This is a genomic window from Stenotrophomonas sp. 17(2023), from assembly GCF_030345315.1.
GTDB classification, from domain to species: domain Bacteria; phylum Pseudomonadota; class Gammaproteobacteria; order Xanthomonadales; family Xanthomonadaceae; genus Stenotrophomonas; species Stenotrophomonas acidaminiphila.
In genome coordinates, this window is record NZ_CP128405.1 from 1,409,312 (window position 1) to 1,422,592 (window position 13,281).

Below are 13,281 nucleotides of genomic sequence, written 5' to 3' on the forward strand. Positions count from 1 at the left end.
TACATTGAATTAAATAGGGTCATGAAACGCATCCGATCCAATCCAGCCGCGGACCCTGCCGGTGCCGCCCTGCCGCGGCCTGCCGAGGCGCAGCCGGTGCCTGTCGCGCGCAAGCCTCGCAAGCGCGCACCGGGACGGCGGCCCGGCGCCGATGCCGTCGACCTGCGCGAACGGCTGCTGGACGCGGCGTTGGCCTGCTTCGTCGCCCACGGCATCAACGCCACTTCGCTGCGCGACATCGCCCGTCGCGCCGGAGTGACGCCGGCGCTGGTCCACTACTACTTCGGTGACAAGTTGCAGCTGCGGCAGGCGGTCGTGGCCGAGCGGCTGTTGCCGGTCATGGCCACGGTCCATGCCGGCGTGGCCGAGGCGGGGGACGACGTGGCGGCGATGGTGGGCGGCTTCGTCACCGGCATCACCCGCGCGGTGGTCGCCAATCCGTGGCTGCCGACATTGTGGGTACGGGAAATCCTCTGCGAAGGCGGTGCCCTGCGCGGGATGATGATCGAACAGGCCGGGCCGCTGCTGCCGCGCCTGCTGGTGGAGCGGTTGAGCGCCGCGCAACAGGCCGGGCGACTCGCCCCGGCGCTGGATCCGCGGCTGATGGTGGTGTCGATGGTCGGGCTGACGATGTTCCCGCTGGCCAGTGCGCCGATCTGGCAGCAGGTGTTCGGTGCCGGGGAACTGGGCGCCGATGCGGTACAGCGGCACGCATTGGCGATGTTGACGCACGCTCTGGAGCCGGGACATGAATGACCAAGGCATCCCCGTGGCAATGCTGTTGGCGTTGGCGTTGGCCGGCTGCTCGCAGCCGGCGCCGCAGGCGCTGGGCACGCTGGAATGGGACCGGGTGACGGTGCCGGCGCCGGTGTCCGAGCGCATCGTGCGCCTTGACGTGCGCGAAGGCCAGCAGGTCGCTGCCGGTGCGTCGCTGATGCAGCTGGAACCGGCGCAGACCCGGTCGCAGCTGGACGCGCTGCAGGCGCGGGTGCAGCAAAGCGACGCCGCGCTGCTGGAGCTGCGCCACGGTCCGCGCGTCGAGGACATCGACCAGGCCCGCGCGGCGCTGGCCGCGGCGCAGGCGCAGGCGCGGGAAGCGCAGGCATACCACGCGCGGCTGCAGCCGCTGGCCCGGCGCCAGCTGGTGGCGCCGGCGGAGCTGGACCGCGCCCTTGCCGCCGCGCGCAGCGCACAGGCACAGGTGCGGCTGGCCGCGGCGGTGCTGGACGAACGGTTGCGCGGCAGCCGCAGCGAACAACTGGCGCAGGGCGAGGCGGCACTGGCGTCGGCCCGGGCCACGGCCACGGCGCAATCGGTGCTGCTGGACAAGCTGACGCTGGTGGCGCCGCGTGCCGGCCGCGTCGACAGCCTTCCCTACAAGCTCGGCGACCAGCCCGGGGTGGGGGCGCCGCTGGTGGTACTGCTGGTGGGCGAGGCGCCGCATGCGCGTGTCTACCTGCCGCAGGCGCTGCGCAACCGCCTGGCGGTGGGTGACCGCCTGCGGGTGCAGATACAGCCGGCCGGGCAGGTGTTCGACGGGCGCGTGCGCATGATCCGCAGCGACCCGGTATTCACTCCCTACTTTGCATTGACCGGGCAGGATACCGAGCGCCTGAGTTACCTGGCTGAAATCAGCCTGGGCAAGGAGGCTGCGGCGCTGCCGGTGGGCGCGCCGCTGCAGGTGCTGGCCGACGCGGCGGCGGGGACGCGGTGATGGAGGACGAGGGCGTCGCTATCCGTGCGCGCGGCCTGGTGCGGCGCTTCGGCACGCTGCTGGCGGTGGACGGCGTCGACCTGGACGTGCCGCGCCGGCAGGTGTACGGCTTCCTCGGCCCGAACGGCTCGGGCAAATCCACCACCATCCGCATGCTGTGCGGCCTGCTCACGCCCAGCGCCGGCGAGATCGAGGTGCTGGGCCTGCGCATTCCCGAGCAGGCCGAGGCACTGCGCAGCCGCATCGGTTACATGACGCAGAAGTTCTCGCTGTTCGACGACCTGAGCGTGCGCGAGAACCTGGAGTTCCTCGCGGCCGTGCACGACCTGCCCAGGGCGCAGGCGCGGCGGCGCATCGACGCGCTGGTCGAGCAGTACCATTTCCAGGACCGGCAGAAGCAGCTGGCCGGCACCATGAGCGGCGGCCAGAAGCAGCGCCTGGCGCTGGCGGCGGCGGTGATCCACCAGCCGGAACTGCTGTTCCTCGACGAGCCCACCAGTGCGGTGGACCCGGAGTCGCGCCGCGATTTCTGGGAGAAGCTGTTCGAGCTGGCCGATGCCGGCACCACGCTGCTGGTCTCCACCCACTACATGGACGAGGCCGAGCGCTGCCATCGCATTGCCATCCTCGACCGCGGCGTGCTGGTGGCCGACGGTACCCCGGCCGAACTCACCGCCGCGCTGGCCGGGCGCACCCTGGTGATTGATGCCGACCAGCCCCGGCAGGCGGCACGGGTACTGTCGGCCTGCGCGGGCGTGGCCAGCGTGGCGCAGATCGGCAACCGCCTGCGCGTGCTGCTGGACAAGGACGCGGGGCAGGCGCCGCTGGCGCAGGCGCTGGAGACGGCGGGCATCGCCGCGCGCCTGCTGCCGCAGTCCGCCAGCCTGGAGGACGTGTTCGTCGCCGCGACCCGGCAGCGCCCGGCGGCCGGCAGGGGCGACGCATGAAGCTGCGCCGCCTGCTGGGGGTGATGACCAAGGAGCTGCGGCAGATGCGACGCGACCGCATCACCCTGGCGATGATCATCGGCATCCCGGTGATGCAGCTGCTGCTGTTCGGCTACGCGATCAACACCAACCTGCGCGACCTGTCCGCCGGCTTCGCCGACCAGGCGCGCACCTCGGCCTCGCGGATGCTGGCGCGCGACATCGTGGCCAGCGGCGTGGTCTCGCCGGTGCTGGAGGCGGCGACGCCGCAGCAACTGCTCGATGCCATGCGCCGCGGCGAGATCAGCATCGGCATCGTCATCCCGCCGGACTACGAGCGCCGCCGCGCCGAAGGCCGCGAGGCGCTGCAGATCCTGGTCGACGGCAGCGACAACGCGGTCCAGAGTGCGGCGGCGCAGCTGGCGCGCATGCCGCTGGAGGGCATGGCTTTCGACCCGCTGGCGCCGGGTGCGATCAGCGTGGTCAGCTTCTACAACCCGCAGCGCAGTTCCGCGACCAACATCGTGCCGGGGCTGGTGGGGGTGATCCTGACCATGACCATGGTGCTGTTCACCGCGGTGGCGATCGTGCGCGAACGCGAGCGCGGCAACATGGAACTGTTGATCGCCACGCCGCTGACCAGTGCCGAGCTGATGGTCGGCAAGGTCGTTCCCTACGTGGCGGTCGGCCTGCTGCAGACCGGCATGGTGCTGGCACTGGGCGCATGGTTCTTCCACGTGCCGATGGCGGGCAGCCTGTGGCACGTGTTCATCGCCGCCAGCCTGCTGATCGTCGCCAACCTGGCGCTGGGCCTGTTGATCTCGACCCGCGCGCAGTCGCAGTTCCAGGCGATGCAGATGACCTTCTTCCTGTTCCTGCCGTCGATCCTGCTGTCCGGCTTCATGTTCCCGTTCTCGGGCATGCCGCGCTCGGTGCAGTGGCTGGCGGAGCTGCTGCCGCTGACCCACTTCCTGCGCCTGATCCGCGGCATGATGCTGCGCGGCGCGAGCCTGTGGGAGCTGTGGCCCGATGCGCTGGCGCTGCTGGTCTTCAGCGCGGTGATGATGGCCGGCGCGATCCTGCGCTTCCGCAAGCGGCTGGACTGAGCGCACGCTGCGCGGTTGTCCACACCGCATGTGGATGCCTGCACGACGAAGCTGTGGATGGATGCGCGCAGGCCATGCGTGGCAAGGCGTTGCGGGTGCTGGTAAAGATCTGTCCAGGGCGCGGCCGGTTGTCCACCGCGGGTATGGCTGATGCCTGCGCGACCATGCCGGCAAACCATGGTGCCGCCCGCCACACGCAAGGCCTGCTCGGCCACTCCGGAAGTGGCCGGCAGTTCACGCCAGGGCGTGCCCGCCGGCCATCGGGCACGATTCAGTCGGCGGTGACGATGCGCCCGCGCAGCGAATTGGTCAGCGCCTCGGTGATGACCACGTCGACGAACTGGCCGATCAGCCGCTTCGGGCCCGGGAAGTTCACCGAGCGCATGTTCTCGGTCTTGCCGGTCAGCTCGTTGTCGTCCTTGCGCGAGGTGCCTTCGACCAGCACGGTCTGCACGCTGCCGACCATGTTCCTGGAAATGTCGGCGGCATATGCGTTGATGTGCGCCTGCAGGCGCGACAGGCGTGCGTGCTTCTCGGCCTCGGAGGTGGTGTCCTCCAGGTCGGCGGCCGGCGTGCCGGGGCGGCGCGAGTAAATGAAGGAAAAGCTCTGGTCGAAGCCCACGTCCTCGATCAGCTTCATGGTCTTCTCGAAATCGGCCTCGGTCTCGCCGGGAAAGCCGACGATGAAGTCCGAGCTGATCGAGATGTCCGGGCGCACCGCGCGCAGCTTGCGGATCTTGGCCTTGAACTCGAGGGCGGTGTAGCCGCGCTTCATCGCGCTGAGCACGCGGTCGCTGCCGGCCTGGACCGGCAGGTGCAGGTAGTTGGCCAGCTTGGGCACGTCGCGGTAGGCGTCCACCAGCGAATCGCTGAACTCCAGCGGGTGCGAGGTGGTGAAACGGATGCGGCCGATGCCGTCGATCTCGGCGATGGTACGGATCAGCAGGCCCAGGTCCGCCAGCTCCCCGTCGCCATACGGGCCGCGGTAGGCGTTGACGTTCTGCCCGAGCAGGTTGATCTCGCGCACGCCCTGCGCGGCCAGCTGCGCGCATTCGACCACCACGTCCTCGAACGGGCGGCTGACCTCGGTGCCGCGGGTATAGGGCACCACGCAGAACGAGCAGTACTTGGAACAGCCTTCCATGATCGACACGAATGCGGACGGGCCTTCGGCGCGCGGCTCGGGCAGGCGGTCGAACTTCTCGATCTCGGGGAAGCTGATGTCCACCTGCGGCCGGTTCTGCTCGCGGCGGGCACGGATCAGTTCCGGCAGCCGGTGCAGGGTCTGCGGCCCGAACACCAGGTCCACGTAGGGCGCGCGCTTGACGATGGCCTCGCCCTCCTGCGACGCCACGCAGCCGCCGACGCCGATGATGACGTCGCGGCCGCCGGCCTTGAGCTCCTTCCAGCGGCCGAGCTGGCTGAACACCTTTTCCTGCGCCTTCTCGCGGATGGAGCAGGTGTTGACCAGCACCACGTCCGCCTCCTCGGGGTTGTCGGTCAGCTCCAGGCCCTCGGCTTCGGCCAGCACGTCGGCCATCTTGGCCGAGTCGTACTCGTTCATCTGGCAACCATGGGTCTTGATATAGAGCTTGCCACGCGCCGGCGAGCGGGCAGCGGCGTCGCGCCCGCGCCCGGGCAGGGGGATCAGTTCGGGGGTATTCATTTCGACGGAAGGCATGGCGGAAACCGCCACGTTCGGCAGGGGGGAGGCTGGCGTCCCGGGCATGGCGCTTATTCCAGACGGGTGGGCGGGCAGGCGGCGCTGGCGCCGCGGCGGGGGGCGATTGTACCGGGGTTGCCGCCGGGGGCGTACCGGCCAGGGCCGGCAGTTGGCATTCCGGCCGGGAAACTGGGACACTTCCGCCCGCAATGAAGACCGCACTGGGGATCGCTGGGGTATTGATCGTCGCGCTGACGGCTGTGCCGGCCAGTGCCGGTACCCTGTACAAGTGTCTCGGTGCCGACGGCGTCTCCAATTACGTCAGCAAGCGCATTCGTGGCGCCAGCTGCAGCGTGGTCGGCAGCTACCGGCCGTCGTCCGCCACCTCCCGGCCGGCCGAGCGGCGGCCGACCCCCGCGGTGGCCACCGCCACGCCGGCTCCCGCTGCCACGCCACCGGCAGCGGCGACGTCGACGGCCAGCGCGGCACCGGCCCGCTCCACCGCCGGCCCCAGCCGCGCGCAACGGGTGGTCAGCGGGCAGGTCTATACCTACATGAAGGACGGCGTGCGCCACTACACCAGCGCCCGGCCGGCACAGGTCGCCAGCCTGGGCGAAGTGCGCACCATCCGCTACAGCTACATCGAGCGCTGCTACGCCTGTGGCGCCAACCCCGGGGTGAACTTCGGCACGGTGCGGCTCAACACCCAGGCCTACAGCTCGGAGATCGCCGCCGCGGCGCGTGAGTTCGGGGTCGAGGAGGCCGTGGTGCGCGCGGTGATCCATGCCGAGTCGGCATTCAATCCCACCGCCCTGAGCCGCGCCGGCGCGCAGGGGCTGATGCAGCTGATGCCGGCCACCGCGCGCCGCTTCGGCGTGAGCGACGCCTACGACGCCAGCCAGAACATCCGCGGCGGGGTGCAGTACCTGTCGTGGCTGCTGCGCCGCTTCAACGGCGACCTGACGCTGGCCGCGGCCGGATACAACGCAGGCGAGGGCGCCGTGGACCGGCATGGCGGGGTGCCCCCCTACAGCGAAACCCGGTACTACGTGAAGCGCGTTGCGCAGTTGGCCGACCGCTACCGTGGCGAGCTGGGCTCGCGCCAATGAGTACTTTTGCGCTTAATTCCGGGAGCACGTGACAAAAGTCATGCACTCGTGTTTCATCGCGTTGTGCGGCCGCTGAACGTTCAGCTAAACTCGGGGGAGATTCGATTCTGAGCGGTCCGGTTCCACCGGGCGCAGGCAGCCGCAAGCCACCTAATCAATATCGGAGGGCCGGATGGCCAACGATGGGGTAAACGATCCAGTAAATGCCGGACGCCGGCGCTTCCTGACAGCGACCACCGCCGTGGTCGGCGCAGTCGGGGCAGGTTTCGCAGCAGTTCCTTTCATCAAGTCATGGAATCCCAGTGCCAAGGCCCAGCTGGCCGGCGCACCGGTGAATGCCGACATCAGCGCGTTGCAGGAGGGGCAGCGCCTGGTGCTGGAGTGGCGAGGCCAGCCGATCTGGATCGTCAAGCGCTCCAAGGCGGTGCTCGACGCGCTGCCGACGCTCGATGGCCGCCTGCGCGACCCCAAGTCCGAGAACCTGGACCAGCAGCCGGACTACGTGCGCAAGGCCAGTCCGGAGCTGCGCTCGATCAAGCCGGAAATCTCGGTGCTGGTCGGCCTGTGCACCCACCTGGGCTGCTCGCCGGAGATGGCCGCCGAAATCAAGCCCGAGCCGTATGACCCGGAATGGAAGGGCGGCTACTTCTGTCCCTGCCACAAGTCGCGCTTCGACATGGCCGGACGCGTGTTCCAGGGCGTGCCGGCACCGACCAACCTGGTCGTGCCACCACATCACTACGCCGACGACAACACCATCGTCATCGGTGTCGATCCCAAGGGGGCGGCGTAATCATGGCTGACAACATCCTCGTTCGCGCCGCCAACGGCGTGATGGGCTGGGTCAACGACCGTGCCCCGGCGCTGATGCCGATGTACCGGAAGCACATGTCCGAGTACTACGCGCCGAAGAACTTCAACATCTGGTACATCTTCGGCGTGCTGTCGATGGTGGTGCTGGTCAACCAGATCGTCACCGGCATCTTCCTCACCATGCATTACAAGACCAGCGCGGCGGAAGCCTTCGCCTCGGTCGAGTACATCATGCGCGACGTGGAGTGGGGCTGGCTGATCCGCTACATGCACAGCACCGGCGCCTCGCTGTTCTTCATCGTCGTCTACCTGCACATGTTCCGCGGCCTGATGTACGGCTCCTACAAGAAGCCGCGCGAGCTGGTGTGGATCCTGGGCATGCTGATCTACCTGGCGCTGATGGCCGAAGCCTTCATGGGCTACGTGCTGCCGTGGGGCCAGATGTCGTTCTGGGGCGCGAAGGTCATCATCTCGCTGTTCGGCGCCATTCCGGTGATCGGCAACGGCCTGACCGAGTGGATCATGGGCGACTACCTGCCGTCCGACGCCACCTTGAACCGCTTCTTCGCCCTGCACGTCATCGCGGTGCCGCTGGTGCTGCTGCTGCTGGTGGTGCTGCACCTGGGCGCGCTGCACGAGGTGGGCTCCAACAACCCCGACGGCGTGGAGATCAAGAAGGGGCCGAAGGGCAACCGCTGGTCGCCGACCGCCCCGGCCGACGGCGTGCCGTTCCACCCGTACTACACGGTGAAGGACACCTTCTACGTGTTCGCGATGATGGTCATCGCCGCCTTCATCATCTTCTTCGCCCCGGCATTCGGCGGCTGGTTCCTCGAGCACGACAACTTCACCGAGGCCAACAGCCTGGTGACCCCGGCGCACATCAAGCCGGTGTGGTACTACACGCCTTACTACGCGATGCTGCGGGTTATCCCGCACAAGCTCAGCGGCGTGCTGGTGATGTTCGGCGCCATCGCGATCCTGTTCCTGGTGCCGTGGCTGGACCGCGCCAAGGTCAAGTCCTACCGCTACCGCGGCCTGCTGTCCAAGCTGCTGCTGTTCGGCTTCGCGATCAGCTTCGTGTGGCTGGGCAAGATCGGCGCGGGCCCGGGTACCGACCCGGTGGAGACCATCATCGGCCGCTTCCTGACCGCGTATTACTTCCTCTTCTTCCTGACCATGCCAGTGTGGACCAAGCTGGACAAGACCAAGCCGGTGCCGGAGCGGGTGACGACGCATGACTAAGAAATGGATTGCCTTGCTGGCAACGGCCGCTGCTGCGCTCCTGTTCTCGGCCACCACCTTCGCCGCTACCGAAGGAGCGCTGCAGCAGGCCGGCAACGACCTGTCCGACCAGGCATCGCTGCAGCGCGGTGCCCAGGCGTACATGAACTACTGCTCGGGCTGCCATTCGCTGAAGTACCTGCGCTACTCGCGCATGGCATCCGACCTCGGCCTCACCGAGCAGCAGGTGATGGACAACCTGAATTTCACCGGCGCCAAGTTCGGCGAGCAGATCCACGTCGCCATGACCAAGGAGCAGGGTGAAAAGTGGTTCGGCAAGATGCCGCCGGACCTGAGCCTGATCGCGCGCGTGCGCCAGAGCGACTGGGTCTACACCTACCTCAAGTCGTTCTACCTGGACGAGTCGCGGCCGCTGGGCTGGAACAACAAGCTGTTCCCGAACGCCTCCATGCCCAATCCGCTGTGGGAGCTGCAGGGTCTGCAGCACGCCGAGTTCGGCGAGCCCGACGCCGCCGGCGAGCGGCATCCGGAGCGGCTGGTGGTCACCAGCCCGGGCCGGGTGACGCCGCAGGAATACGACCAGACCGTCCGCGACATCACCAACTTCCTCGAGTACGCCGGCGAGCCGGCCGCGCTCAAGCGCCAGAGCCTGGGCGTGTGGGTGATACTGTTCCTGGCGCTGCTCTCCTTCCTGGCTTACCTGCTCAAGAACGAGTACTGGACGGACGTGCATTGACGCGAGGGTGGGTCGCCGGGCCGCTGGGGGAAGTTGCCCGGCACTTGGCATCGGCAGCGGCTGACTGCACACTCAGGGAAGGTGGCGGACCGCGGGCGCTGGGCCCGCGGCGCCGTAAGGCTGGCGGATTCCGGCCCTTGGAGAGCCCTTGATGGCGGCGAGTGTGCGCATGCGAAATATCCTGACGTTGTTCTCGGCCAATGACGATGTCCTGTGCCACCGGGTGCGGCTGGTGCTGGCGGCGAAGGGTGTCACCTACGATCTGGTGCCGGTCGATCCGCAGAATCCGCCGGAAGACCTCATCGACCTCAACCCCTACCACTCGGTACCGACCCTGGTCGAGCGCGAGCTGGTGCTGTATGCGGCCTCCGTGGTCAGCGAATACCTCGACGAGCGCTACCCGCATCCGCCGCTGATGCCGGTGGACCCGTTGTCGCGGGCGCGCCTGCGCCTGGCGATGCTGCGCATCGAGCATGACTGGGTGCCGCAGGTGCAGGCGATCCAGCTGGGCAACAAGACCCAGGCCGAGGCGGCCCGCAAGCGCCTGAAGGAACTGGTGGCGCAGTCGGTGCCACTGTTCAAGGCGTCCAAGTTCTTCCTCAACCCGGAAATGAGCCTGGCCGACTGCGCCATGGCGCCGATCGTCTGGCGACTCGAGTCACTCGGCATCCCGCTGCCCAAGGATGGCAAGGCGATCGAGGATTACGGCAACCGCATCTTCCGCAACCCGGGCTTCATCCGCAGTCTCACCGAGCAGGAAAAGAAGCTGCGCGACCTGCCGGTCTGACGCATCTGCTGTATGCAGACTTATCGATCACCGCCCATTGGCGGTGATGGTGCTCGATGCCGCGTACACTTGTCACATGAGTGAAGAATCTTTCCGCATGAGCAGCCATCGTCCCTACCTGTTGAGGGCGCTGGTGGAGTGGATCAACGACAACGGCATGACCCCGCACATCATGGTCGACGCCGGCGTGCCGGGCGTGCAGGTGCCGGCCAGCGCGGTCAAGGACGAGCGGGTCGTGCTCAACATCGCCGAGCGCGCGGTGATGCGGCTGCACATCGACAACGATGCGGTGAGTTTCACCGCGCGCTTCTCCGGCGTCAGCTTCCCGGTGAACGTGCCGATCGCCGCGGTGCTGGCGGTCTATGCCCGCGAAACCGGGCAGGGCATGGCATTGCCCGACGACATCCCGGGCACCGATGGTCCGGAGCCGCATGACGACGATACGCCGCCGCCCACGCCGCCGGATCCACCGCAACCCTCGGGCAAGCGCCCGTTCCTGCGGGTCGTGAAGTAGGCAACACCGCCGCCGCGAGGCGGCGGTTTCGTTTGCGCGTGCGTGCGACCAGGGGGCGGCGGCCGCCGCTCAGATGTCTTCGGCTTCCTCGGTGCGCGGCTGCAGCGTGCTCACCCGCGCCGTTGCCGGTCCGACGAAGGACACCAGTTGCCTGCCGCGCAACACCATGCGCCCGCTGTGGCGCTCGACGCCGTCGTAGGAATAATCGAAACGGAAGCTGCGCTCGAAGCCCAGCCAGCCGCTGGGCAGGCGGCACAGGCGCATGCCCGTCGCGTGCACGCTCTGGTCCAGCCATTGCACGTCCGCGGCCTGGCAGGCATTGCGGCCCAGTTCGGTCGCGCGCTCGGCCGCGGCCCGGGACGCATCCCAGAAGGCATAGCCGATGGCGCCGACGATCATCAGAATCAACAAGGTAGGCATGGCGCCACTTTAGGCGCGCGCGCGCAAAAGCGGAACCACGCCGGTGCGGTGGCGGGTGCGTGCGCATCGGCAGCGAGGCGGCCAGGGATCGGGCGTCCTGTCGCGCTGCCTACCGCGGTGTCTCAGTCGTGCCCGGTGGCGGCTGAGCCGGCGGCGCTTCGACCAGCTTCAGCAGCGCAGCCCAGTCCTGCCGGTTGAAGTCGCACGTCTCTTCGCGGCCCGGCGAGCAGGCCGCTTCCAGCGCTGCCGGCGGTGCATCGGCCTGCGACGGCATGACCAGGCGGCCGGTACGGTCCAGTGGCAGCTTGCGCATGACCACCGTGTTGGCGACGTTGCCGCCGATCAGGTACAGGGTCTGGTCGCCGCCGGCATTGGCGGCCACGACCACTTCGCAATGCGACTTCCAGCGGTCGGCGCCGCCACTGTCCAGGGCCTGGGCCAGGCCGCTGTAGCTGAGTGGCCGGCTGCGCTCGCGCAGGAAGCACAGCAGGTCGCCGGGTGCCGGCTTTTCCAGTGCCGGGTCGGTGAGCCGGTACGGCCCGCCGTCGCCCCCGGTGCGGCGGGCGGCACGGATGTAGTCGATATGCCGTGGCGAACGGGCGAAGCCCGGTACCGCGGCGCGTGCCATGACCCAGGAAACGAAGGCGGCCGACCACGGGTTGTCGACCAGGAAGGCGCGGCAGTCGTTGTCGGTCGTGCGTTCGCCGGGCATGGCCATGCAGCTGCGGGCGCCGGGCAGGGCACCCATCGGCGACAGCGTGCCGCTCTCGCGCCAATAGCCGGCCACCCGCTGCCAGGCGATCAGGCCATCATCGGCCAGGCTGCTGCTCTCGGCCTCGGTGACGGCGAGGCTGGCGATGCGGCCATCGCGGTCGATGAAGGGCCGGTACCAGAGGCGGTGTTCGCCGCAGGCGGCGCGGACGATGGCCTTGGCGATCTCGCCCACGCCATAGCGCGGGGGAATGTCGCAGACCTCCACGGCCATGGCCGGCAGGGCAGGCAGCGACAGCGCACAGCAGAGCAGGAAGCGGTGGACCACGGCAGGTTCCCTTCGGGCGTGCATGCGAGCCTCGCAGAGCCGGCCGTGGCCGTGTCGTGAAATCAGCGGGGCGGCGGACCCAGCTTCAGCGACAGGTCGATCGCCTGCACGTGCTTGGTCAGCCCGCCGATGGAAATGCAGTCCACGCCGTCCTCGGCAATTGCGCGCAGCCCGTCCAGGCCGACGCTGCCGGAGACTTCCAGCGGAATGTGCCGGCCGTGCGACTGGCGTGCGGCGATGCGGACCGCGTCGCGACGCATGGCCGGGGTGAAGTCGTCGATCAGGATGCGGTCGCAGCCGGCGGCAAGGGCTTCTTCCAGCTGCGCCAGGTCCTCGACCTCGACCACCAGCGGCAGCGCCGGCTGGCACGTGCGCGCGGCGCGTACCGCGGCGGTCAGCGAGCCGGCGGCGCGGATGTGGTTTTCCTTGAGCATGACCATGTCGTACAGGCCGAGGCGGTGGTTCTCGCCGCCGCCGCAGCGCACCGCGTACTTCTGCGCCAGGCGCAGGCCGGGCAGGGTCTTGCGGGTATCGAGGATGCGCGCCCCGGTACCGGCCACGGCCGCGACGTACCGCGCGGTGGTGGTGGCGGTGGCCGACAGCGTCTGCATGAAGTTCAGCGATGTGCGCTCGGCGCTGACCAGGGCGCGGCTGCGGCCCTGCAGGGTGGCCAGCACGGTGCCGGCGGCGACGTGCTCGCCCTCCCGCACCCGCCAGTCGATCCTGACCTGCGGATCGAGCGCGCGGTGGGTGGCGTCGAACCAGGGGCGGCCGGCGACCACCGCGTCCTGCTTGCACAGCAGATAGGCGCTGTCGGCGGTGTCGGGCAGCAGTGCGGCGGTGACGTCACCGCTGCCGATGTCCTCGGCCAGGGCACGGGCGACGTCGGCCTCAATCTGCTCCAGCGGCGGGGCGGCCGGCGGCTGCGGCACCATCACTTGCCCGGGAAGCCGTCGATCTGCGCGGTGACGATGGCCTCATCGGCCAGCAGCACCGGAATGCCGTCCTCGACCCGGAACACCTGCTTGCGGTCGCGGGTGACCAGCGCCTCGCGCAGCGGTTCGGCCTGCGCGCTGCCGTCGGCACGGGCGACGCCGCCGGCGGCGATGGCGCGGTTCAGCGCTTCGAGCCCGGCGCTGTCCAGCAGGGCCAGCGGTTGGCGGGTATCGGGCGAGACGAGCAGGTCAAGCAGTTTGCGGTCCATCGGGT

At 68.9% G+C, this 13,281-nt stretch carries 15 protein-coding genes; 10 read left to right on the plus strand and 5 right to left on the minus strand.

Annotated features, from left to right (window positions below):
* Nucleotides 1-21: 21 nt before the first annotated feature.
* The 4 genes from QQA12_RS06205 to QQA12_RS06220 are packed head-to-tail and all read left to right on the plus strand — an operon-like array spanning nt 22 to nt 3,746.
* The gene (locus QQA12_RS06205) at nt 22-756 is read left to right on the plus strand and encodes a TetR/AcrR family transcriptional regulator (protein ID WP_226050023.1); all 735 of its coding nucleotides are present in this window, start codon (nt 22-24) and stop codon (nt 754-756) included.
* Nucleotides 749-1,714 (plus strand): HlyD family secretion protein, encoded by a 966-nt coding sequence (locus tag QQA12_RS06210; protein WP_226050022.1) that lies wholly within the window; start codon nt 749-751, stop codon nt 1,712-1,714. Before QQA12_RS06205 ends, QQA12_RS06210 begins: the two co-directional genes overlap by 8 nt.
* A 20-nt stretch (nt 1,715-1,734) precedes the next feature.
* The gene (locus QQA12_RS06215) at nt 1,735-2,661 is read left to right on the plus strand and encodes an ABC transporter ATP-binding protein (RefSeq protein WP_054668637.1); all 927 of its coding nucleotides are present in this window, start codon (nt 1,735-1,737) and stop codon (nt 2,659-2,661) included.
* The gene (locus QQA12_RS06220) at nt 2,658-3,746 is read left to right on the plus strand and encodes an ABC transporter permease (protein ID WP_226050021.1); all 1,089 of its coding nucleotides are present in this window, start codon (nt 2,658-2,660) and stop codon (nt 3,744-3,746) included. Before QQA12_RS06215 ends, QQA12_RS06220 begins: the two co-directional genes overlap by 4 nt.
* 271 nt (nt 3,747-4,017) lie before the next feature.
* Here the strand turns inward: QQA12_RS06220 and miaB are convergent, their stop codons facing one another.
* Nucleotides 4,018-5,310 carry a tRNA (N6-isopentenyl adenosine(37)-C2)-methylthiotransferase MiaB gene (miaB, locus tag QQA12_RS06225; RefSeq protein ID WP_233324825.1) on the minus strand — a complete coding sequence of 431 codons (1,293 nt, stop codon included), beginning with the start codon at nt 5,308-5,310 and terminating at the stop codon, nt 4,018-4,020.
* 308 nt (nt 5,311-5,618) lie between these two features.
* Between miaB and QQA12_RS06230 the strand changes: the two genes are divergently transcribed.
* The 6 genes from QQA12_RS06230 (at nt 5,619) to QQA12_RS06255 (ending at nt 10,613) form a co-directional block, all read left to right on the plus strand.
* Nucleotides 5,619-6,518, plus strand: a complete 900-nt coding sequence (locus QQA12_RS06230) for a lytic transglycosylase domain-containing protein (RefSeq protein WP_226050019.1) — start codon at nt 5,619-5,621, stop codon at nt 6,516-6,518.
* Nucleotides 6,519-6,690: 172 nt separating this feature from the next.
* Nucleotides 6,691-7,311: a ubiquinol-cytochrome c reductase iron-sulfur subunit gene (petA, locus tag QQA12_RS06235; protein ID WP_054664611.1), complete on the plus strand. Its 621-nt coding sequence runs from the start codon at nt 6,691-6,693 to the stop codon at nt 7,309-7,311.
* Nucleotides 7,312-7,313: 2 nt separating this feature from the next.
* On the plus strand, nt 7,314-8,576 hold the full coding sequence (locus tag QQA12_RS06240) for a cytochrome bc complex cytochrome b subunit (RefSeq protein ID WP_056932280.1): 1,263 nt from the start codon (nt 7,314-7,316) through the stop codon (nt 8,574-8,576).
* Nucleotides 8,569-9,312, plus strand: coding sequence for a cytochrome c1 (locus tag QQA12_RS06245; RefSeq protein ID WP_054664616.1), 744 nt, complete (start codon nt 8,569-8,571; stop codon nt 9,310-9,312). The genes QQA12_RS06240 and QQA12_RS06245 overlap by 8 nt, the downstream gene beginning before the upstream one ends.
* 151 nt (nt 9,313-9,463) lie before the next feature.
* Nucleotides 9,464-10,099, plus strand: a complete 636-nt coding sequence (locus QQA12_RS06250; RefSeq protein ID WP_054664619.1) for a glutathione S-transferase N-terminal domain-containing protein — start codon at nt 9,464-9,466, stop codon at nt 10,097-10,099.
* Between the two features lie 76 nt (nt 10,100-10,175).
* Complete coding sequence (locus QQA12_RS06255; RefSeq protein WP_056932281.1) at nt 10,176-10,613, plus strand: ClpXP protease specificity-enhancing factor; 438 nt, start codon at nt 10,176-10,178, stop codon at nt 10,611-10,613.
* A 69-nt stretch (nt 10,614-10,682) separates the two neighbouring features.
* On the opposite strand, the gene QQA12_RS06260 is transcribed toward QQA12_RS06255, so the two are convergent.
* The 4 genes from QQA12_RS06260 to QQA12_RS06275 all read right to left on the minus strand — a co-directional run bounded on the left by QQA12_RS06260 (nt 10,683) and on the right by QQA12_RS06275 (nt 13,276).
* A complete protein-coding gene (locus QQA12_RS06260; protein ID WP_226050018.1) occupies nt 10,683-11,033 on the minus strand; it encodes a DUF3301 domain-containing protein in 351 nt (116 codons plus the stop codon).
* Nucleotides 11,034-11,142: 109 nt separating this feature from the next.
* Nucleotides 11,143-12,018: a DUF2272 domain-containing protein gene (locus QQA12_RS06265; RefSeq protein ID WP_226050275.1), complete on the minus strand. Its 876-nt coding sequence runs from the start codon at nt 12,016-12,018 to the stop codon at nt 11,143-11,145.
* Nucleotides 12,019-12,134: 116 nt separating this feature from the next.
* Nucleotides 12,135-13,004 carry a carboxylating nicotinate-nucleotide diphosphorylase gene (gene nadC, locus QQA12_RS06270; RefSeq protein ID WP_233324820.1) on the minus strand — a complete coding sequence of 290 codons (870 nt, stop codon included), beginning with the start codon at nt 13,002-13,004 and terminating at the stop codon, nt 12,135-12,137.
* A 2-nt stretch (nt 13,005-13,006) separates the two neighbouring features.
* Entirely contained in the window at nt 13,007-13,276 is a 270-nt protein-coding gene (locus QQA12_RS06275) for a Trm112 family protein (protein ID WP_054664632.1), read from the minus strand.
* Nucleotides 13,277-13,281: the final 5 nt, after the last annotated feature.

Excerpts from the sequence above, each read along its gene's own strand:
- QQA12_RS06250 (WP_054664619.1), top strand. The coding sequence starts at position 9,464 with ATGGCGGCGAGTGTGCGCATGCGAAATATCCTGACGTTGTTCTCGGCC.
- QQA12_RS06240 (WP_056932280.1), top strand. The coding sequence starts at position 7,314 with ATGGCTGACAACATCCTCGTTCGCGCCGCCAACGGCGTGATGGGCTGG.
- QQA12_RS06245 (WP_054664616.1), top strand. The coding sequence starts at position 8,569 with ATGACTAAGAAATGGATTGCCTTGCTGGCAACGGCCGCTGCTGCGCTC.
- QQA12_RS06230 (WP_226050019.1), top strand. The coding sequence starts at position 5,619 with ATGAAGACCGCACTGGGGATCGCTGGGGTATTGATCGTCGCGCTGACG.
- QQA12_RS06205 (WP_226050023.1), top strand. The coding sequence starts at position 22 with ATGAAACGCATCCGATCCAATCCAGCCGCGGACCCTGCCGGTGCCGCC.
- miaB (WP_233324825.1), bottom strand. The coding sequence starts at position 5,310 with ATGAACGAGTACGACTCGGCCAAGATGGCCGACGTGCTGGCCGAAGCC.
- QQA12_RS06260 (WP_226050018.1), bottom strand. The coding sequence starts at position 11,033 with ATGCCTACCTTGTTGATTCTGATGATCGTCGGCGCCATCGGCTATGCC.
- QQA12_RS06210 (WP_226050022.1), top strand. The coding sequence starts at position 749 with ATGAATGACCAAGGCATCCCCGTGGCAATGCTGTTGGCGTTGGCGTTG.
- QQA12_RS06220 (WP_226050021.1), top strand. The coding sequence starts at position 2,658 with ATGAAGCTGCGCCGCCTGCTGGGGGTGATGACCAAGGAGCTGCGGCAG.
- QQA12_RS06255 (WP_056932281.1), top strand. The coding sequence starts at position 10,176 with ATGAGTGAAGAATCTTTCCGCATGAGCAGCCATCGTCCCTACCTGTTG.
- petA (WP_054664611.1), top strand. The coding sequence starts at position 6,691 with ATGGCCAACGATGGGGTAAACGATCCAGTAAATGCCGGACGCCGGCGC.
- QQA12_RS06275 (WP_054664632.1), bottom strand. The coding sequence starts at position 13,276 with ATGGACCGCAAACTGCTTGACCTGCTCGTCTCGCCCGATACCCGCCAA.
- QQA12_RS06265 (WP_226050275.1), bottom strand. The coding sequence starts at position 12,018 with ATGGCCGTGGAGGTCTGCGACATTCCCCCGCGCTATGGCGTGGGCGAG.